Source organism: Streptomyces violens, assembly GCF_000717745.1.
GTDB lineage: Bacteria > Actinomycetota > Actinomycetes > Streptomycetales > Streptomycetaceae > Streptomyces > Streptomyces violens.
Genome location: NZ_JOBH01000007.1, coordinates 92289 through 110669, shown reverse-complemented (window position 1 = coordinate 110669; position 18381 = coordinate 92289). Strand labels below are relative to the sequence as shown.

The window sequence follows — 18381 nt, the reverse complement described above, 5'->3', positions numbered from 1 at the left end:
GGTGCGGCGCCGGTCAGTTGTGGCCGAAGCGGCGCTCACGGTGCTTGCGGGCGACGTCGCCCGGGTTCGCTGAGACGGCCGACTTCGACTGTGCTTCCATCGCCGACTGCTGTGCCTGCTGCTGTCCGCGCTCCGCCTGCCCGGCGGACTTCTCACTGCGGTCCCGGTTCTTCTTGTTCTTGGCCATGATCGTGCCTCCTGAGGGGGATCCTGGGATCGGGGCCGAAGCCAGAGTTACACGCCGGGCAAAAGGCTGCATTCCGGGCAATTCTCTTGGGTGAGGCGGAGTGTCGGCGGCGGGATCACGGCAGCGGCGGCGTAATGCGCCACGCCGATGATCGAGTTCCGGCAGATAACCCCCGCCCGGTCGGGCAGACTCGAAGAAAGCAGACTCGGCGAGAGCCGAAGACACCTCAGCCGACAGGCCGAGCCGGGGGGCGACCGGACCGCAGGACCTTTAGGGAAGAGGGTGGAACGTGGACCGCTGCGTCGTCCTGGTGGACGCCGGGTACTTGCTGGGCGCCGCCGCGAGCCTGCTGGCCGGAGAGCCCGCCCGGTCCCGGATCACGGTTGATCACGCCGCCCTCATCCAGGGTCTGCGCGAGCGCGCCGAGGCCGACACCGAGCGGCAGCTGCTGCGCATCTACTGGTTCGACGGCGCCCCCGACCGGGTCCCCCAGCCCGAACACCGCAGGCTGCGGGTGATGCCCCGGGTCACGGTACGGCTGGGCGCGCTGACCCGCAGCGACGGCCGCTGGGCGCAGAAGGGCGTGGACGCGGCGATGCACGCCGAGCTCACCGAACTGGCCAGGAACCGCGCCTGCTCCGACATCGTTCTGGTCACCGGCGACGGCGACCTGCTGCCCGGCCTGATGTCGGCCAAGGAGCACGGCGTGGCCGTACACCTCTGGGCCGTCCAGGCCGCCGACGGGGACTACAACCAGTCCGAGGACCTGGTCGCCGAGGCCGACGAGCGCCGGGTGCTGGACCGCGCGTGGATCACCCGCGCGGTGCGCGCCAAGGACATCAGCGGCGTCTGCGCGCCCTCCTCCGTGCCGCGTACGGAAATCGCCGCGATCCTCTCGGCGCCGCTGCCGGAGTCGGCGGTCGCCGCTGCCGCTGCCGCCTCGGCGGCCGCCCAGGACGGCGACCACCCGCACCACCACCGCGAACGCAACGGCACGGCCCGGCCCGCGCACGTCCCGCGCGCCGACGGATCCGACGGCGCGGCACCGGCCGGTCCCACCACGACGGACGGCACCTGTACGGAGGACCGCGAGGAGGCGGGCGCCGCCGCGGCCGCCGGCAAGGGCGTGCCCACCCCCAAGGACCTCGCGGGCCTCGGCAAGAACCACACGACACCGCCCGCGGGGACCCCCGTGCCCGCCGCCGCGACGCTCCGCTGGTCCTCCGACAAGGGCTGGGTGGAGCGGGCCGGCGGGCCGGTCGGCGAGCCGCCGGAGACCGCCTCGCTTCCCACCCTCGCCCAGCTCACCAGCGCCGAACAGCGCTGGGCCGACCGCGAGGAGGACATCACCGCGGTCGGCGGCGACCCCTTCGAGGTCGGCCAGGTCTTCGCCCGCCGCTGGACCGAACGCCTCAGCGACACCGCCCACCTCCAGCAGCTCTCCACGGAGTACCCGCGCATCCCGCACCGCATCGACGGCGAGCTGCTGCGCTACGCCGCCCGGTTCGGGCTGCTCGCGCACAAGGACGACCAGATCGACGAGCACGACCGGTACGCCATCCGGGCCGGGTTCTGGCGCGAGGTGGACCTGCGCACGGCCGCCGAGCACGCGCCTGCGGCCGACTGACCGCGCGGCCGCCGGACGCCCCGCGGGCGGCGGGCCGCCGGCGGGCGCGTACCCTCGTTCCTCGTGAGGACGGGCACAACAGCGGGCACGCAGCAGGCCGTGGACGGCGGGACCGTCGTGGCCCTGCGGGATCTGGTCAAAACGTATCCCGCGGTGCGCGGGCGGCGAGGCGCTGCCGACGTGCCCGCCGTACGCGCCAGCGACGGGATCGCCCTGGACATCCGGGGCGGCGAGATCTTCGGCCTGCTGGGCCCCAACGGCGCCGGCAAGTCCACCCTGGTACGGCAGCTCACGGGGCTGCTGCGGCCGGACTCCGGCAGCGTCACCGTGCTCGGCCACGACATCGTGCGCCACCCCGAGCGGGCCGCCCGGCTGCTGGCCTACCTCGGCCAGGAGTCCACCGCGCTGGACGAGATGACCGTGGCGCTGGCCGTGGAGACCACCGGCCGGCTGCGCGGCCTGGACACCCGCACCGCGCGCGCCGAGCGGGACGCCGTCCTCGACGAACTGGGGCTCGGGAAGATCGCCGGCAGCCCGCTGAAGAAGCTGTCCGGCGGGCAGCGGCGGCTGGCCTGCTTCGCCACCGTGCTGGTCGGCGAGCGCCCGCTGCTCGTCCTGGACGAGCCGACGACCGGCATGGACCCCCTCGCGCGGCGCGCGGTGTGGTCGGCCGTGGACCGGCGGCGCGCCGAGCGCGGCGCCACCGTCCTGCTCGTCACCCACAACGTCCTCGAGGCGGAGACCGTACTGGACCGGGTCGCGGTGATCGACCGCGGCCGGGTCATCGCCTGCGACACGCCCGGCGGCCTGAAGGAAATGGTCGGCGAGGAAGTACGCGTCGAGCTGGTCTGGCGCGACCGCGCCCCGCTGGACGTGCCCGAGGTCGCCCGGCTCGGCGAGCACGCGCGCAAGAGTGGGCGGCGCTGGACACTGCGACTGGCACCGGACGAGGCCCGGGCCGCGGTGGCCGCGGTCACCGGCGGGCCCGCCTTCGCCGCCCTGGACGATTTCACGCTCGCCACGCCCAGCCTGGAGGATGTCTACCTCGCCCTCGGCGGGCGGACTGAGGAAGGCTTGGTGAAGGCGTGAGAGCGGCCCGGCCGGAACGGAAGAGGAGCGGCGCGGCGTGAGTGTGGTTTCTGCGGAGGCGGTGACCGGCGGGCGGGCCGGTGCCGGGGCTTCCGACGTACCGGCGGCGGCCGAGCTGGCGCCGCGCGCGCGGCTGTGGCCTGCGCTGGCCGCCGTGTACCGCGCGCAGCTCTCCCGGGCCCGGGTCGCCCGCATCCCGCTGCTGTTCGTCGCCACTTTCCAGTCCGTCGGGATCATGGTCCTGATGCGCGGTGTCGCGGACGGGCCCGAGGAGGCGCGGGCCGTGGTGTCCGGGTCCAGCGTGCTCGTCGTGGCGTTCGTGGCGCTGAACCTGCTCGCGCAGTACTTCGGACAGCTGCGGGCCGGCGGCGGCCTGGACCACTACGCCACGCTGCCGGTGCCGCCGGCGGCCGTGGTGCTGGGCGCGGCGGCCGCGTACGCCTCCTTCACCGTCCCCGGCGCGGTGGTCACCGCGGTGGCCGGCAGCGTCCTCTTCCAGCTGCCGCTGACGAACCTCTGGGTACTGGTCGCGGTCATCCCGCTCTCCGGTGCGGCGCTGTCGGGTCTGGGCGCCGCGCTCGGGCTGCTCGCACCCCGCCAGGAACTGGCCACGCTCCTCGGCCAGCTCGGCATGTCGGCGGCGCTGCTGCTGGGCGTGCTCCCGGCCGGCCGGCTGCCCGCCGTCATCGGCTACGCGCGCGACCTGCTGCCCTCCACGTACGGCGTGGAGGCGCTGGCACACAGCTTCGAGGCACACCCCGACTGGCTGCTGATCTGCGCCGACCTGGGCGTGTGCGCCGGGGTCGGCGTGCTCTCGCTGGCCGTGGCGACATGGGCGTACCGCCGGGCGGCCGTGCGGTGACCGGACAGGGCGGGCGGACCGGGCCGGAGAAGCGTCCTGCCGCCGGTGGCGCGGCCGGGACCTGGCACGATGGCGGGGTGAGTGCACCGCTGACCCCGCCCGACCGTCCGTTGAACCAGCAGCCGGGGGACACCCGCGCCCCGTGGGCCCGGCCCGCGACCGAGGAGGACTCCGTGCCGACGTCCCCGCAGGAGTACGGCGGGCCCGGCGCCCGCCCCCTGGACGGGGACGACGGCCCCGGTCTCCGCAGCGAGCTGCGGGAAGCCCTGCTGATCGTGCTGGTCACGACGGTGTGCGGGGCGCTGCTCGGGGTGCTGTGGGCGTGGCTGGCGCCGCATGTGCCGCTGATCTCGGACGGCCGGGCCGTCTACCTGAAGAACGCCGAGGGCGAGGAGTCGATCGGCGCCGACGGCACGTTCATGCTCCTCGGGCTGGCGCTGGGCGTACTGAGCGCGGCGGTGGTCTTCCTGTGGCGGCGGCGCGGCGGCGTGCCGCTGGTCGTGGCGCTGGTGATCGGCGGGCTGCTGGGCTCGGTGCTCGCCTGGCGGCTGGGGATGCAGCTCGGCCCGGAGCAGGACGTGGTGGCGCAGGCCAAGGCGGTGGGCAAGGGCGTGGCCTTCGACGCGCCGCTGCGGCTGCAGGCCAAGGGCGCGCTGCTGGCCTGGCCGATCGGCGCGGCGCTGGCCCAGCTGCTGCTGACGGGAATGTTCGGCCCGCGCGACCCCGAACCGTTCGAACCGGACTGGCACGCGCCGCAGCCGCCGAGGGACTGACGTCCCCGGAGCGCCGGGGACTGCTGTCCTGGGGCCGCGGCGCGTGGTCGTGGGTGCGGGGCTACGCCGGGCGGCGGCCGTGGTTGGCGCGGCCCTTCTTGATGCGCCACTTGCGCTTGCGGGTCTTCTTGGACACGGGACCTCCTCCGTGAGTGGGGTCCCTGCTGGTACTAGTCGCGGTGTCCGGCGGCGTAAAGGGGGCTCGTCGGTCAGGCCCGGCCGATCGGCGCGAAGTCCGCGTCGGTGAGCCGCGCCAGGTCCTTGGGGGACAGTTCGACCTCCAGGCCGCGGCGGCCCGCCGAGACGCAGATCGTGGGCAGGGGTTCTGCAGCGGAGTCCAGTACCGTGCGGAGCTTCTTGCGCTGGCCGAGGGGGGAGATGCCGCCGCGTACATAGCCCGTGGTGCGCTCGGCGAGCGCGGGGTCGGCCATGGCGGCGCGCTTGCCGCCGACCGCGGCCGCGAGGGCCTTGAGGTCCAGCGAGCCGGAGACGGGCACGACGGCCACGGTCAGCGCGCCGTCCACGTCCGCCAGCAGCGTCTTGAAGACCTGGTCGGGGGAGACCCCGAGGGCCTGGGCCGCCTCCTCGCCGTACGAGGAGGTGGCGGGGTCGTGTTCGTAGGCGTGCGTGGTGAACGGGACGCCTGCCTGAGTCAGGGCGACCGTCGCGGGGGTACCGCCCTGCTTGCCGTTCTTGGACTTCTTCGCCAACGTCCCGTCCTCGGTGTCAGTGCGGGCTCGTGTCAGTTCGGGCTGGTCGGCTGCCGGGTGAGGTCCACGGCCGGCAGCGACGGGAGCTTACCGATCACCGCGGTCTCCTGGCGCAGCATTTTCAGCTCCTGGGCGAGACGGGACGCGACGTCCGTGGCCTCCAGGAGCTGCTGCTTGCGCGGCACGTCCAGGACGGTCGCGGCGGCCACCAGGTAGGACAGGACGGCGGGGTCGTCCGGGAGCTCCTGGGAGCTGGTCACCGTCCGCTCGTTCGCCCAGGCCAGCTTCTTCTGGTACATGCGGAACGCCCGCTCCACGCCGACGGCGAGGGCCCCCGCGCCGTCCCCCTCTTCCTCCTCCAGCGGCTCGATCTCGCCGGTGAGATAGGGCCCGGAGGCGTCGACGGAGAGCAGCCGGAAGCGGGTGGTGCCGGTGGTCAGCACCTCGTAGGAGGTGTTCTCGTCGCTGCCCTCGGGGGCCGGGCCCGCGGCGGTGCCCTTCTCCTGGATGGTCGCCGCGTCCGCGACGCAGCCGACGGGATGGAAGGCGCGCATCGGGTCGTCGCCGAAGCCGGCCGCCGCGCCCTTGTCGGGGAGGGCGGTGCTGTCGGGCATCCCGGGGGCGGTGGCGGCGACCTCGCGGCCGTCGCGGATCGCGACGACTCCGAAGCGGCGCTCGTCCTCCGGGAGGTCGAGCAGGTCCCGCATCAGAGCTCGGTACCGCGCTTCGAAGATGTTCAGCGGAAGCACGAGGCCCGGGAACAGCACCGTGTTCAGCGGGAAGAGCGGTAGGCGCACGGAGGTCACAGCCCGTAAGCCTAAATGGTCGGCGGCGCCCCCGGAGGGGCCGGGCGTCACAGGAGTGTTTCCCGGCCCCAGCGCGCTACTGGCGGCGCAGCAGTCGCGAGGCACCGGCGGCGACCGTGGTGGCCAGCACCCAGCCCGCCAGGATCATGACCGCGGCGGCCCACTGGGAGCCGCCCTCGGGCCGCCAGTAACTGTCCTGGTTGAGGTTGATGACCGGCAGCAGCAGGTCGAGCGTGTACAGATACGGATTCCACAGCGGGGTCTCGCCAGGCTTGAGGGCGTGCGGCGGGTTCTGCGAGAAGAAGACCGTGCCCACCGCCCACAGAACGGCCATCCACACGGCGGCGCGGCCCGGGCGGTATCCGTAGGCCACCGTCCAGTCCTGGAGGAAGCCCCAGGACTTCGCGGCGAGCGGCAGCGTTTCGCGGCGTCTGCGCTGCTTGGCGAGGAGGACCTCGCGGGCGTCGGAGTCCTCGCCGCTGCGGCGGAGCGCCGCGGCGAGCATCTCGTACGGCTCGGGCGCGTACTCCGGCGTGGCGGCCGCCACCCACTGCAGGCGCAGCGAGAGCGGGAAGTGGCCGCGGGGAATCAGCGTCTCGTAGGCGAAACCGGCCATCCACAGACCGCCCAGACCGGGCCAGCTCGTCGATTTGTCGACGAGGTTCACGACCCGGGCGCCGGAGAGGATGACCCGCCCGCGCTGCGGGCGCTCGCCCAGGAAGCGCAGCTCGGGCGTCTGGATGCGGCGCATCGACAGTTCCTGGTCGGACTCCAGGATGAAGCGCGCCTGGTCCAGGTCGACGGCGTCGCCGAAGCGCCCGTCGTCCAGCCGCATGCCGCCCTCGCACTCGAAGCGCTGCATACGGGTGCCGCGCGCCGGGGTCGTGGTGATGCCGTACGGGGGCGTGGCTGAGCTGGAGACCGAGCCGGAGAGACCGGCGGCGGTGAGGTAGAGCGTGCGCTCCACGGTGAGCTGCGGGGCGTTCAGGGCCCGGCGGCCGTACGGATTGCTCAGCCGGCTGCCGCGCAGGCTCAGCGACACGCCGATCGTCGCGCCGCGCAGCGACAGCTCCCCGTAGGACTCCAGCATCTCGGCCTGCAGGTCCTGGGCGACGTTCAGCCCGTCCGCGGTGATCGACCGGCCACGCCGGTCCTTGTGCACCACGGCCTGGTTGAGCATCAGGTCCGTACCGATCTGCGCGTCGGTGAGCCGGATGCCGCGCTGGACGATGCAGCGCGGCAGGTGCAGGTCACCCTCGGTGTGCAGACGGGCGGCCTCCAGCCGGGGGATGGCGCAGTTGACCATGCGCAGCGTCGTGAAGCGGCTCTCGGGGAGGACGACCTCGCTCTCGAAGCGGCAGTCGCGCAGCTCCACAAATGGCTCGATTGTGCCGCCCGCGACGTCGAGGGAGTCGGTGATGTACGCGCCGGTGAGCTTCAGCGCGGAGACCCGGCCGGGCTGGGCCGGCGGGCCGTTCAGCAGGAGGAGGGCGATGATCCGGGCGCGTACGGTGCGCTCGGGGCCCCACTCGTGGCGGGCGTGCGGATCGTTGCGCGCCGGGTCGTCGGTGCGCAGATCGCATGTGCTGCCGTTGCGGAACGCCTGCCACAGGCTCCATTCCGCCGAGGTCAGATCCAGCTCCGGCGGCGCGTCGCCGTCGGTGGGGTCACTCACCGCGGCCTCCCCCTCTCGTTCCCGGCGGCGCCGTCCCGGGCGCTGCCGTCTCTCCTGCGTACCGGGCGCCTCACACGTACCGGCGTGCCACCCCACGAACCCCATTCCCGCTGAGTGACCGGGTGAACGCCAGTGGTCAGGATCACCCCGGGCACTACGTATCACCGATTGATACGGGCAGCGGGCACCGGCAGCGCGTCTGAGACACTGGAGGGGTGATCTCCCGAATCGATCTGCGCGGTGCCGCCCTTCCCGAGGGCGGCGCCCTGCGCGACCTGCTGCCCCGTGCCGAGTTCGACGTGGAAGCCGCCCTGGAGAAGGTGCGGCCCATCTGCGAGGACGTGCGCCATCGTGGCACGGCTGCGCTGATCGAGTACGCCCATCGGTTCGACCGGGTCGAGATCGAGCGGGTCCGGGTGCCCGCCGAGGCACTGCGGACCGCGCTGGCGGAGCTGGACCCGGCGGTCCGGGCCGCCCTGGAGGAGTCCATCAAGCGGGCCCGCACGGTCCACCGTGAGCAGCGGCGTACGGATGTGACGACGAAGGTCGTGCCCGGTGGCACCGTCACCGAGCGGTGGGTACCGGTCGAGCGCGTCGGGTTGTATGTGCCCGGTGGCCGCTCGGTCTACCCCTCGTCCGTGGTGATGAACGTGGTGCCCGCGCAGGAGGCCGGCGTCGAGTCGCTGGCCGTCGCCTCGCCGCCGCAGGCCGACTTCGGCGGCCTGCCGCACCCGACCATCCTGGCCACGTGCGCCCTGCTGGGCGTGGACGAGGTGTATGCGGCCGGTGGCGCCCAGGCCGTCGCGATGTTCGCGTACGGCACCGAGGACTGCCTGCCGGTGAACCTCGTCACGGGCCCCGGCAACATCTACGTCGCCGCCGCGAAGCGCCTGCTCAAGGGCCGGATCGGCATCGACTCCGAGGCCGGCCCCACCGAGATCGCGATCCTCGCGGACGACACGGCCGAGCCGGCGCACGTCGCGGCCGACCTGATCAGCCAGGCCGAGCACGACCCGATGGCCGCGGCCGTCCTGGTCACCGCCTCGGAGGAGCTGGCCGAGAAGGTCGAGAAGGAACTGGAGCCGCAGGTCCGCGCGACCCGGCACGTCGAGGACCGGATCATCCCGGCGCTGGCCGGCCGGCAGTCCGCGATCGTGCTGGTCGACGGCCTGGACGAGGGCCTGAAGGTGGTGGACGCCTATGGTGCCGAGCACCTGGAGATCCAGACCGCCGACGCCTCGGCCGTGGCCGCGCGGGTCCGCAACGCCGGCGCGATCTTCGTCGGCCCGTACGCGCCCGTCTCGCTCGGCGACTACTGCGCGGGCTCGAACCACGTGCTGCCCACGGGCGGCTGTGCGTGCCACTCCTCGGGGCTCTCCGTGCAGTCCTTCCTGCGCGGCATCCATGTCGTGGACTACACCCGCGACGCACTGGCCGAGGTCGCCCACCACGTGGTGACCCTCGCCGAGGCCGAGGACCTCCCGGCGCACGGCGCGGCGATCAAGGCAAGGTTCGACTGGAAGGTCCCGCAGGGCAAGTGACCAGGATCGACGATCTCCCCATCCGGGACGAGCTGCGCGGCAAGTCCCCGTACGGCGCCCCCCAGCTGGACGTGCCCGTACGCCTGAACACCAACGAGAACCCGTACCCGCTGCCCGAGCCGCTCGTGCAGCGGATCGCCGAGCGGGTCACCGAGGCGGCGCGCGACCTGAACCGCTACCCGGACCGGGACGCGGTCGAGCTGCGCACCGAGCTGGCCCGGTACCTCTCCCGCACCGGCGGCCACGAGGTCACCAAGGACCAGGTCTGGGCCGCCAACGGTTCCAACGAGGTCATCCAGCAGCTGCTGCAGACCTTCGGCGGCCCCGGCCGCAGCGCCATCGGCTTCGAGCCGTCGTACTCGATGCACGGCCTGATCTCGCGCGGCACGGGCACGGAGTGGATCTCCGGCCCGCGCAACGACGACTTCACCATCGACGTCGAGGCCGCCAAGAAGGCCATCGCCGAGCGCAAGCCGGACGTGGTCTTCATCTGCTCGCCGAACAACCCGACCGGCACGGCCGTGGCAGCGGAAACGGTGCTGGCGCTGTACGAGGCCGCCCAGGCGGCCAAGCCCTCGCTCGTGGTCATCGACGAGGCGTACGGCGAGTTCAGCCACCGCCCCTCGCTGCTCCCGCTGATCGAGGGCCGACCGAACCTGGTCGTCTCCCGGACGATGTCCAAGGCGTTCGGCGCGGCCGGGCTGCGCCTGGGGTACCTCGCCGCCGACCCGGCCGTGGTCGACGCCGTACAGCTGGTACGCCTGCCGTACCACCTCTCCTCGGTCACCCAGGCCACTGCGCTCGCGGCCCTGGAGCACACCGAGACGCTGCTGAAGTACGTCGAGCAGCTCAAGACCGAGCGGGACCGCATCGTCGACGAGCTGCGCGCGATCGGCTGCGAGGTCGTCGACTCCGACGCCAACTTCGTGCAGTTCGGACGGTTCGACGACCAGCACGCCGCGTGGCAGGCCATCCTCGACCAGGGCGTCCTGGTCCGTGACAACGGAGTGCCGGGCTGGCTGCGGGTATCCGCCGGCACCCCGGCCGAGAACGACGCGTTCCTCGATGCGGTGCGCGCGATCATGAAGGAGACAGGCGCATGAGCCGGGTAGGGCGCGTCGAGCGCAAGACCAAGGAGACCTCGGTGCTCGTCGAGATCGACCTCGACGGCACCGGACAGGTCGACGTCTCGACCGGCGTGGGCTTCTACGACCACATGCTCGACCAGCTCGGCCGGCACGGTCTGTTCGACCTCACCGTGAAGACCGACGGCGACCTGCACATCGACACCCACCACACCATCGAGGACACCGCGCTCGCGCTGGGTGCCGCCTTCAAGCAGGCGCTCGGCGACAAGGTGGGCATCTACCGCTTCGGCAACTGCACCGTCCCGCTGGACGAGTCGCTCGCCCAGGTGACCGTGGACCTCTCGGGCCGCCCGTACCTGATCCACACCGAGCCCGAGAACATCGCGCCGATGATCGGCACGTACGACACGACGATGACCCGGCACATCCTGGAGTCCTTCGTCGCGCAGGCGCAGATCGCGCTGCACGTCCACGTGCCGTACGGGCGCAACGCGCACCACATCGTCGAGTGCCAGTTCAAGGCGCTGGCCCGGGCGCTGCGGTACGCCTCCGAGCGGGACCCGCGCGCGGCCGGCATCCTGCCCTCCACGAAGGGCGCCCTGTGAACGGTCTCTCGACGGTCTTCATCCTGGTGGGCCTCTTCCTGCTCGGCGGGGTCTTCTCCTTCTGGAAGCAGCAGATGTCCAAGAGCCTGATCGCGGTGCTGGCCATCGGCTCGGTGCTGTGTCTCGCCGCGGGCATCCTGCGGCTGGAGGTCTGGAATTGAGTACGCAGCGTAAGAACCGTAAGAACGTGGTCGTCTTCGACTACGGCTTCGGCAACATCCGGTCCGCCGAGCGGGCGCTGGCCCACGTCGGCGCCGATGTCGAGGTGACCCGCGACTACGACACCGCCATGAACGCCGACGGGCTGCTGGTCCCCGGCGTCGGCGCCTTCGCGTCCTGCATGAAGGGCCTGCGCGAGGCGCGCGGCGACTGGGTCGTCGGCCGCCGCCTCGCCGGCGGACGCCCGGTCATGGGCATCTGCGTCGGCATGCAGATCCTCTTCGGGCGCGGCATCGAGCACGGCGAGGAGACCGAAGGCCTGGACGAGTGGCCCGGCACGGTCGGCCCGCTCAAGGCCGACATCGTGCCGCACATGGGCTGGAACACCGTGGACGCGCCGCAGGACTCCCAGCTCTTCGCGGGCCTGGACGCCGACGCCCGGTACTACTTCGTGCACTCCTACGCGGTGCACGAGTGGGAGCTGGAGGTCAGCAACCCCGCCATGCGCGCGCCGCGGGTCACCTGGGCCACGCACGGCGAGCCCTTCGTGGCCGCCGTGGAGAACGGGCCGCTGTGGGCCACCCAGTTCCACCCCGAGAAGTCCGGCGACGCCGGCGCCCAGCTCCTGAGCAATTGGATCGACACGCTGTGAACGCGGAGAACGCTGTGAACAAGCTTGAACTGCTGCCCGCCGTCGACGTCCGCGACGGCCAGGCCGTCCGCCTCGTCCACGGCGAGTCCGGCTCCGAGACCTCCTACGGCGACCCGCTCCAGGCCGCTCTGGCCTGGCAGCAGTCCGGCGCCGAGTGGCTGCACCTGGTCGACCTGGACGCCGCCTTCGGCACCGGCGACAACCGCGCGCAGATCGCCGAGGTCGCCCGCTCCATGGACATCAAGGTCGAGCTGTCCGGCGGCATCCGCGACGACGACTCGCTGGCGGCGGCGCTGGCCACCGGCTGCGCGCGCGTCAACATCGGCACCGCGGCGCTGGAGAACCCCGAGTGGGTCGCCAAGATCATCGCCGAGCACGGTGACAAGATCGCGGTGGGCCTGGACGTGCGCGGCACGACGCTGCGCGGCCGCGGCTGGACCCGCGACGGCGGCGACCTGTACGAGACGCTGGCCCGGCTGGACGCCGAGGGCTGCGCCCGGTACGTCGTCACCGACATCAACAAGGACGGCACGCTGCAGGGCCCGAACCTGGAGCTGCTGAAGAACGTCTGCGCCGCGACCGACCGGCCCGTCGTCGCCTCCGGCGGCGTCTCTTCCCTCGACGACCTGCGCGCCATCGCGACGCTGGTCCCGGAAGGTGTGGAGGGCGCGATCGTCGGCAAGGCGCTGTACGCCAAGGCGTTCACCCTGGAAGAGGCCCTGGAGGCCACCCGCTAGCAGGGAGAGGGACCGATGACCGACGTACGGCGCGTGCCTGGTGAAGGACCCTGGGAAGAGGCGTTCGGGACGGCGCGCGCCGTCGCGGCCGGCGACCGTGTCCAGGTCGCCGGCACGACGCCGTTCGACGGCACGGTCCTGTACGGCGAGGGCGATCCGTACGAGCAGACGCGGGTCGCCTTCAACCGGGCGCTCGACGCCCTCACGGAGTTCGGCCTGGACGTGGCAGCGGTCGTCCGCACCCGCGTCTACCTCGCCCACCCCCGCGACATCGACGAGGCGGCCCGCGCCCACCAGGAGCTCTTCGGCGCGGTCCGCCCCGCCACCACCGTCGTCGTGGTCTCGGGCTTCGTCGACCCCCGCATCCTGGTCCAAGTAGAACTAGAAGCTTTCAGAGAGGTCTGAACAGACATGACCCTGGCGGTCCGAGTCATCCCCTGCCTGGACGTCGACAACGGCCGGGTCGTCAAGGGCGTGAACTTCCAGAACCTCCGCGACGCCGGCGACCCCGTCGAGATGGCCAAGATCTACGGCGAGGAGGGCGCCGACGAGCTGACCTTCCTCGATATCACCGCCTCCTCCGGCAACCGCGAGACCACCTACGACGTGGTCCGCCGCACCGCCGAGCAGGTCTTCATCCCGCTCACCGTCGGCGGCGGCGTCCGCACCCCCGAGGACGTCGACAAGCTGCTGCGCGCGGGCGCGGACAAGGTCGGCGTGAACACCGCCGCGATCGCCCGCCCCGAGCTGATCCGCGAGATCGCCGAGCGCTTCGGCCGCCAGGTCCTGGTCCTCTCCGTCGACGCGCGCCGGACGGAATCCGGGTCCTTCGAGGTCACCACCCACGGCGGCCGCCGCGGCACCGGCATCGACGCCGTCGAGTGGGCCCACCGCGCCGCCGAGCTCGGCGCCGGCGAGATCCTGCTGAACTCCATGGACGCCGACGGCACCAAGGACGGCTACGACACCGAGATGATCGCCGCCGTCCGCAAGCACGTCACCATCCCGGTCATCGCCTCCGGCGGCGCCGGCAAGCTCACCGACTTCCCCCCGGCCATCGACGCCGGCGCCGACGCCGTCCTCGCCGCCTCCGTCTTCCACTTCGGCGACCTGCGCATCGGCGAGGTCAAGAACACGCTGCGCGAGGCGGGGCACCCGGTCCGCTGACGCGGCCGGTATTTCTCCTGGTCAGCGCCGTCTCACCGCCGTAGTCTCGCCCCCATGAGTCGAGTCAACGACGTGGGCGGGCAGACCGGGTTCGGCGCGCTGGAGATCGAGACGGGGGAGCCGGCGTTCCACGCGGACTGGGAAGCGCGGGTGTATGCGCTGAACATGGCGCTGGTGCGCGGTGGGGTCTACACGCTGGACGAGTTCCGGGACGCCGTGGAGCGGATGGCGCCCGCCGAGTATCTGGCGGCTTCGTACTACGAGCGGTGGCTGCACGCCATCGAGACGCTGGTCGCGGAGCGGAAGGTGCTCGGCGATGAGTAGCTTCACGGCCGGGGACGCGGTGCGGGTCAGGCCCGTGGACCCCGTCGGGCACACCCGCGTACCGCGCTACATCCGCGGGCATGTCGGGCGGATCGTGGATGCGCAAGGGCAGTGGCCCCTCGCCGACGACCGCGCCGCCGGGATCACCGAGCCGCGCGTGGAGACCGTGTACACCGTCGCCTTCCCGGCCCGGGAGCTGTGGGGCGAGGGCACGCACGAGGTCACGGTGGACCTCTGGGAGTCGTATCTGGAGCGGGCAGCGGAGGAGCGGGCGTGAGCGGGGAACATGCGAGCAGCACGGTGGCGGTGCGGGTGCGCCGCCTGGAGGAGCGGCTGGTGGCGGCCGGGGTGGTCGGCGACGACCAGCTCGACGCGATCCTGACCAAGCTGCTGAACGGCGCGTCGCCGGTCAACGGCGCGCGGGTGGTGGCCCGCGCCTGGACGGACCCGGGCTTCAAGGAGCGACTGCTGGCGGACGCCAATACGGCGCTGCCCGAGCTCGGCCTGTCGATGGCCGGCGGGCTTCAGGAGCAGCGCCTCAAGGTCGTCGAGAACACGGAGACGGAGCACAACGTCCTCGTCTGCACGCTGTGTTCGTGCTATCCGATCGGGCTGCTGGGGCCGTCCCCGTCCTGGTACAAGAGCGAGGCGTACCGGTCGCGGGTGGTGCGCGATCCACGGTCCGTCCTGGCGGAGTTCGGGCTCGAACTGCCCGACGGCGTCACGGTCACCGTCTGGGACTCCAGCGCGGAGAGCCGCTACATGGTGCTGCCGCGGCGGCCCGATGGCACGGACGCGAGGGGCGAGGAAGCGCTCGCCCGCCTCGTGACACGGGAGGGTCTCATCGGGACCGCCGCGGTGTGAGAGCGGCGGGCCACCGCACGGCCCGCCGGGGCGGCGCGGCTGCGGAGCGTCGGTTGCCGCCGCGGCGCCGGTCGGTGGGTCCGGGCTCAGGCCTTGCGGGCCGCCCGGACGAACTCGCGGTTCATCTTGGTGATGCTGAACAGCGGGATGCCCTTCGGGCAGGCCGTCGCGCACTCGCCGGTGTTCGTGCAGCCGCCGAAGCCCTCGTCGTCCATCTGCCCGACCATGTCCAGGACCCGGGACTCGCGCTCCGGGGCGCCCTGCGGCAGGGAGTTGAGGTGGACGACCTTGGCGGAGGTGAAGAGCATCGCCGAACCGTTCGGGCAGGCCGCGACGCAGGCGCCGCAGCCGATGCACTCCGCGTGCTCGAAGGCGGTGTCGGCGGCCGGCTTCGGCACCGGCGTGGCGTGCGCCTCGGGCGCGCTGCCCGTCGGGGCCGTGATGTAGCCGCCGGACCCGATGATCCGGTCGAACGCCGTACGGTCCACGACCAGGTCCTTGACGACGGGGAACGCCGAGGCGCGCCACGGCTCGATGTCGATCGTGTCGCCGTCGTCGAAGTGCCGCATGTGCAGCTGGCAGGTGGTGGTCCGCTCCGGGCCGTGCGCCTCGCCGTTGATGACCATGCCGCACGCGCCGCAGATCCCCTCGCGGCAGTCGTGGTCGAAGGCGACCGGCTCCTCACCGCGCAGGATCAGCTCTTCGTTGAGCGTGTCGAGCATTTCCAGGAAAGACATCTCGGGCGAGATGTCCCGCACGTCGTACTCGGTCATACGGCCCGCGGAATCGGGGCCGGACTGGCGCCAGATGCGCAGGGTGAGGTTCACGCGTAGCTCCGCTGAGTGGGGTGGACGTACTCGAAGTCGAGCTGCTCCTTGTGCAGCACGGGCGCCTCGCCGGTACCGGTGAACTCCCACGCCGCCGCATAGGAGAACTCCTCGTCCCGGCGTTCCGCCTCGCCGCCCTCGGTCTGGCTCTCCTCGCGGAAGTGGCCGCCGCAGGACTCGCTGCGGTGGAGGGCGTCCAGGCACATCAGCTCGGCGAGTTCGAAGTAGTCGGCGATGCGGTTGGCCTTTTCCAGGGACTGGTTGAGGTCCTGGCCGGAGCCCGGGACCTTGATGCGGCGCCAGAACTCCGCGCGGAGTTCGGGGATGCGGTCCAGGGCCTTGCGCAGGCCGGTCTCCGTGCGGGCCATGCCGCACTCCTCCCAGAGCAGCTCGCCCAGCTCGCGGTGGAAGGAGTCCGGGGTGCGGTCGCCGTTGTTGGAGAGGAGGCGGTACAGGCGGTCGGTGACCGAGGTGACCGCTTCGACGACGGCCGGGTGGTCGTCGGGTACCTCGTCGTGGGGGTGCCGGGCCAGGTAGTCGTTGATGGTGGCGGGGAGGACGAAGTAGCCGTCGGACAGGCCCTGCATGAGGGCGGAGGCGCCGAGGCGGTTCGCGCCGTGGTCGGAGAAGTTGGCCTCGCCGATGGCGAAGAGGCCGGGAACGGTGGTCTGCAGGTCGTAGTCGACCCAGAGGCCGCCCATCGTGTAGTGGATGGCCGGGTAGATGCGCATGGGCGTCGTGTACGGGTCCTCCGCCGTGATGCGCGCGTACATGTCGAAGAGGTTGCCGTACTTCTCCTCGACCGCCTTGCGGCCCATCCGGGCGATGGCGTCCGCGAAGTCCAGGTAGACGCCCTGGCCGCCGGGGCCGACGCCGCGGCCCTCGTCGCAGACGTTCTTCGCGGCGCGGGAGGCGATGTCGCGCGGGACGAGGTTGCCGAACGCCGGGTAGATGCGCTCCAGGTAGTAGTCGCGCTCGTCCTCGGGGATCTCGGCCGGCGGGCGGGTGTCGCCCTTCGCCTTGGGCACCCAGATGCGGCCGTCGTTGCGCAGCGACTCGCTCATCAGCGTCAGCTTGGACTGGTGGTCGCCGGAGCGCGGGATGCAGGTGGGGTGGATCTGGGTGAAGCAGGGGTTGGCGAAGTACGCGCCGCGCCGGTGCGCCCGCCAGATCGCGGTGGCGTTGGAGTTCTTGGCGTTGGTCGAGAGGTAGAAGACGTTGCCGTAGCCGCCGCTCGCCAGCACGACCGCGTCCGCGAAGTAGGTGTCGATACGGCCGGTGAGCAGGTCGCGCGCGACGATGCCGCGGGCCCGTCCGTCGACGACGATCAGGTCCAGCATCTCGGTGCGCGGGTGCATCTCGACCGTGCCGGCCGCGATCTGCCGGGACAGCGCCTGGTACGCGCCGAGCAGCAGCTGCTGGCCCGTCTGACCGCGGGCGTAGAAGGTGCGGGAGACCTGGACGCCGCCGAAGGAGCGGGTGTCGAGCAGGCCGCCGTACTCGCGGGCGAAGGGCACGCCCTGGGCCACGCACTGGTCGATGATCTCCACGGAGATCTGGGCCAGGCGGTGGACGTTGGATTCGCGGGCCCGGAAGTCGCCGCCCTTGACCGTGTCGTAGAAGAGGCGGTGGATGGAGTCGCCGTCGTTGCGGTAGTTCTTGGCCGCGTTGATGCCGCCCTGGGCGGCGATGGAGTGGGCGCGGCGCGGCGAGTCCTGGTAGCAGAACTGGACGACGTGGTAGCCCTGTTCGGCCAGGGTGGCGCCGGCCGCGCCGCCGGCCAGCCCGGTGCCGACGACGATGACGGTGTGCTTGCGCCGGTTGGCGGGGTTGACCAGCTTCGCCTCGAAGCGGCGGCGGTCCCAGCGCTCGTTGATCGGGCCGTCCGGGGCCTTGGTGTCGGCGACGGGCTCGCCGGTCGCGTAGTCCGTGTAGGTGCTCATGTCAGCTCACAACTCCGGTCATCACGGAGACGGGGACGGCGATGAAGCCGAGGGTGAGGACCAGGGCCAGGAGGTTGGCGATGGCCTTGAGGGTGCGGTCGCGCCCCGGCCGGTTGGCGCCGAGGGTCTGGGCCGCGCTCCAGAAGCCGTGCCGGATGTGCAGGCCGAGCGCGAGCATCGCGACGATGTAGATGACGTTGCCGTACCAGGTGGAGAAGGTGGCGACGACATTGGCGTACGGGTGGCCGGCTTCGGCGCGCGGGTTCACCGTCAGCGTCGTCAGATCCAGGATGTGCCAGACGATGAAGAGGCCGAGGATGATGCCGCCCCAGCGCATGGTGCGGGTGGCGTAGCTGGCGCGCGGCTTCTTGTGCACGTACTTCTGCGGACGTGCGGCGATGTCGCGGCGGCTGAGCTGGTACGCGGCGACCGCGTGCACGACGACCGCGGCGAGCAGCACGACGCGGGCGATCCACAGGAACCACTCGTGGTGCAGGAAGGGCTCGCCGATGGTGCGCAGCCAGTGGGCGTAACCGTCGAACTCGGCGGCTCCGAAGAAGATCTTGAGGTTGCCCAGCATGTGGGCGACCAAGTACAGCAGCATCACGATGCCGCTGACGGCCATCGCGGTCTTCTTGCCGACGGTCGAGTGCCACAGGATGCCCGCGTAGGAGGACGGCCGTCGGTCCGTCCGGGTGTCCACTGCCATGGGCACGACGGTATGGACGCGATAAGCCATCAGTCC

General features: G+C 72.0%; 22 protein-coding genes. 15 read left to right on the top strand and 7 right to left on the bottom strand.

The window, feature by feature from the left end:
- Window positions 1–13: 13 nt before the first annotated feature.
- On the bottom strand, window positions 14–187 hold the full coding sequence (locus IF04_RS39085) for a hypothetical protein (protein WP_169746134.1): 174 nt from the start codon (window positions 185–187) through the stop codon (window positions 14–16).
- 289 nt (window positions 188–476) lie between these two features.
- Here IF04_RS39085 and IF04_RS0115150 point away from each other — a divergent pair, with 289 nt between their 5' ends.
- From IF04_RS0115150 to IF04_RS35705, 4 genes are all read left to right on the top strand, one after another.
- A complete protein-coding gene (locus tag IF04_RS0115150) occupies window positions 477–1814 on the top strand; it encodes an NYN domain-containing protein (protein WP_030256465.1) in 1338 nt (445 codons plus the stop codon).
- A gap of 63 nt (window positions 1815–1877) precedes the next feature.
- Entirely contained in the window at window positions 1878–2903 is a 1026-nt protein-coding gene (locus tag IF04_RS0115145; RefSeq protein WP_051831262.1) for an ABC transporter ATP-binding protein, read from the top strand.
- A gap of 43 nt (window positions 2904–2946) precedes the next feature.
- Window positions 2947–3765, top strand: a complete 819-nt coding sequence (locus IF04_RS0115140) for an ABC transporter permease (protein ID WP_211259814.1) — start codon at window positions 2947–2949, stop codon at window positions 3763–3765.
- 77 nt (window positions 3766–3842) lie between these two features.
- The gene (locus IF04_RS35705; protein ID WP_037959628.1) at window positions 3843–4538 is read left to right on the top strand and encodes a DUF2567 domain-containing protein; all 696 of its coding nucleotides are present in this window, start codon (window positions 3843–3845) and stop codon (window positions 4536–4538) included.
- 209 nt (window positions 4539–4747) lie between these two features.
- Here the strand turns inward: IF04_RS35705 and ybaK are convergent, their stop codons facing one another.
- From ybaK to IF04_RS0115120, 3 genes are all read right to left on the bottom strand, one after another.
- Window positions 4748–5248 carry a Cys-tRNA(Pro) deacylase gene (gene ybaK, locus IF04_RS0115130; protein ID WP_030256452.1) on the bottom strand — a complete coding sequence of 167 codons (501 nt, stop codon included), beginning with the start codon at window positions 5246–5248 and terminating at the stop codon, window positions 4748–4750.
- 32 nt (window positions 5249–5280) lie between these two features.
- Window positions 5281–6054 carry an LON peptidase substrate-binding domain-containing protein gene (locus IF04_RS0115125; RefSeq protein ID WP_030256450.1) on the bottom strand — a complete coding sequence of 258 codons (774 nt, stop codon included), beginning with the start codon at window positions 6052–6054 and terminating at the stop codon, window positions 5281–5283.
- Window positions 6055–6130: 76 nt separating this feature from the next.
- A complete protein-coding gene (locus tag IF04_RS0115120; protein ID WP_030256448.1) occupies window positions 6131–7729 on the bottom strand; it encodes a hypothetical protein in 1599 nt (532 codons plus the stop codon).
- Window positions 7730–7944: 215 nt separating this feature from the next.
- Between IF04_RS0115120 and hisD the strand changes: the two genes are divergently transcribed.
- The 11 genes from hisD to IF04_RS0115065 are packed head-to-tail and all read left to right on the top strand — an operon-like array spanning window position 7945 to window position 14866.
- Window positions 7945–9270 (top strand): histidinol dehydrogenase, encoded by a 1326-nt coding sequence (hisD, locus tag IF04_RS0115115; RefSeq protein ID WP_030256446.1) that lies wholly within the window; start codon window positions 7945–7947, stop codon window positions 9268–9270.
- Window positions 9267–10373 (top strand): histidinol-phosphate transaminase, encoded by a 1107-nt coding sequence (locus IF04_RS0115110; protein WP_030256444.1) that lies wholly within the window; start codon window positions 9267–9269, stop codon window positions 10371–10373. Before hisD ends, IF04_RS0115110 begins: the two co-directional genes overlap by 4 nt.
- On the top strand, window positions 10370–10963 hold the full coding sequence (gene hisB, locus IF04_RS0115105; protein ID WP_030256442.1) for an imidazoleglycerol-phosphate dehydratase HisB: 594 nt from the start codon (window positions 10370–10372) through the stop codon (window positions 10961–10963). The genes IF04_RS0115110 and hisB overlap by 4 nt, the downstream gene beginning before the upstream one ends.
- Entirely contained in the window at window positions 10960–11124 is a 165-nt protein-coding gene (locus tag IF04_RS39080; RefSeq protein ID WP_030256440.1) for a hypothetical protein, read from the top strand. The genes hisB and IF04_RS39080 overlap by 4 nt, the downstream gene beginning before the upstream one ends.
- Window positions 11115–11774, top strand: coding sequence for an imidazole glycerol phosphate synthase subunit HisH (hisH, locus tag IF04_RS0115095; RefSeq protein ID WP_030256439.1), 660 nt, complete (start codon window positions 11115–11117; stop codon window positions 11772–11774). The genes IF04_RS39080 and hisH overlap by 10 nt, the downstream gene beginning before the upstream one ends.
- A gap of 14 nt (window positions 11775–11788) precedes the next feature.
- Window positions 11789–12511 (top strand): bifunctional 1-(5-phosphoribosyl)-5-((5-phosphoribosylamino)methylideneamino)imidazole-4-carboxamide isomerase/phosphoribosylanthranilate isomerase PriA, encoded by a 723-nt coding sequence (gene priA / locus IF04_RS0115090; RefSeq protein WP_030256435.1) that lies wholly within the window; start codon window positions 11789–11791, stop codon window positions 12509–12511.
- A gap of 15 nt (window positions 12512–12526) precedes the next feature.
- A complete protein-coding gene (locus IF04_RS0115085; protein ID WP_030256432.1) occupies window positions 12527–12916 on the top strand; it encodes a Rid family hydrolase in 390 nt (129 codons plus the stop codon).
- Between the two features lie 6 nt (window positions 12917–12922).
- Window positions 12923–13678 carry an imidazole glycerol phosphate synthase subunit HisF gene (gene hisF / locus IF04_RS0115080; protein ID WP_030256429.1) on the top strand — a complete coding sequence of 252 codons (756 nt, stop codon included), beginning with the start codon at window positions 12923–12925 and terminating at the stop codon, window positions 13676–13678.
- A gap of 54 nt (window positions 13679–13732) precedes the next feature.
- On the top strand, window positions 13733–14002 hold the full coding sequence (locus IF04_RS40260) for an SH3-like domain-containing protein (RefSeq protein WP_030256425.1): 270 nt from the start codon (window positions 13733–13735) through the stop codon (window positions 14000–14002).
- On the top strand, window positions 13995–14279 hold the full coding sequence (locus IF04_RS40255; RefSeq protein WP_030256422.1) for an SH3-like domain-containing protein: 285 nt from the start codon (window positions 13995–13997) through the stop codon (window positions 14277–14279). The genes IF04_RS40260 and IF04_RS40255 overlap by 8 nt, the downstream gene beginning before the upstream one ends.
- A complete protein-coding gene (locus IF04_RS0115065) occupies window positions 14276–14866 on the top strand; it encodes a nitrile hydratase subunit alpha (protein WP_030256418.1) in 591 nt (196 codons plus the stop codon). Before IF04_RS40255 ends, IF04_RS0115065 begins: the two co-directional genes overlap by 4 nt.
- Window positions 14867–14952: 86 nt before the next feature.
- On the opposite strand, the gene IF04_RS0115060 is transcribed toward IF04_RS0115065, so the two are convergent.
- Genes IF04_RS0115060 through IF04_RS0115050 form a run of 3 tightly spaced genes read right to left on the bottom strand, consistent with a single transcriptional unit; the run spans window position 14953 to window position 18345 of the window.
- Window positions 14953–15693 (bottom strand): succinate dehydrogenase/fumarate reductase iron-sulfur subunit, encoded by a 741-nt coding sequence (locus IF04_RS0115060; protein ID WP_030256414.1) that lies wholly within the window; start codon window positions 15691–15693, stop codon window positions 14953–14955.
- Window positions 15690–17636: a fumarate reductase/succinate dehydrogenase flavoprotein subunit gene (locus IF04_RS0115055; RefSeq protein WP_030256411.1), complete on the bottom strand. Its 1947-nt coding sequence runs from the start codon at window positions 17634–17636 to the stop codon at window positions 15690–15692. The genes IF04_RS0115060 and IF04_RS0115055 overlap by 4 nt, the downstream gene beginning before the upstream one ends.
- Window position 17637: 1 nt before the next feature.
- Complete coding sequence (locus IF04_RS0115050; protein ID WP_030256409.1) at window positions 17638–18345, bottom strand: succinate dehydrogenase; 708 nt, start codon at window positions 18343–18345, stop codon at window positions 17638–17640.
- Window positions 18346–18381 lie beyond the last annotated feature (36 nt).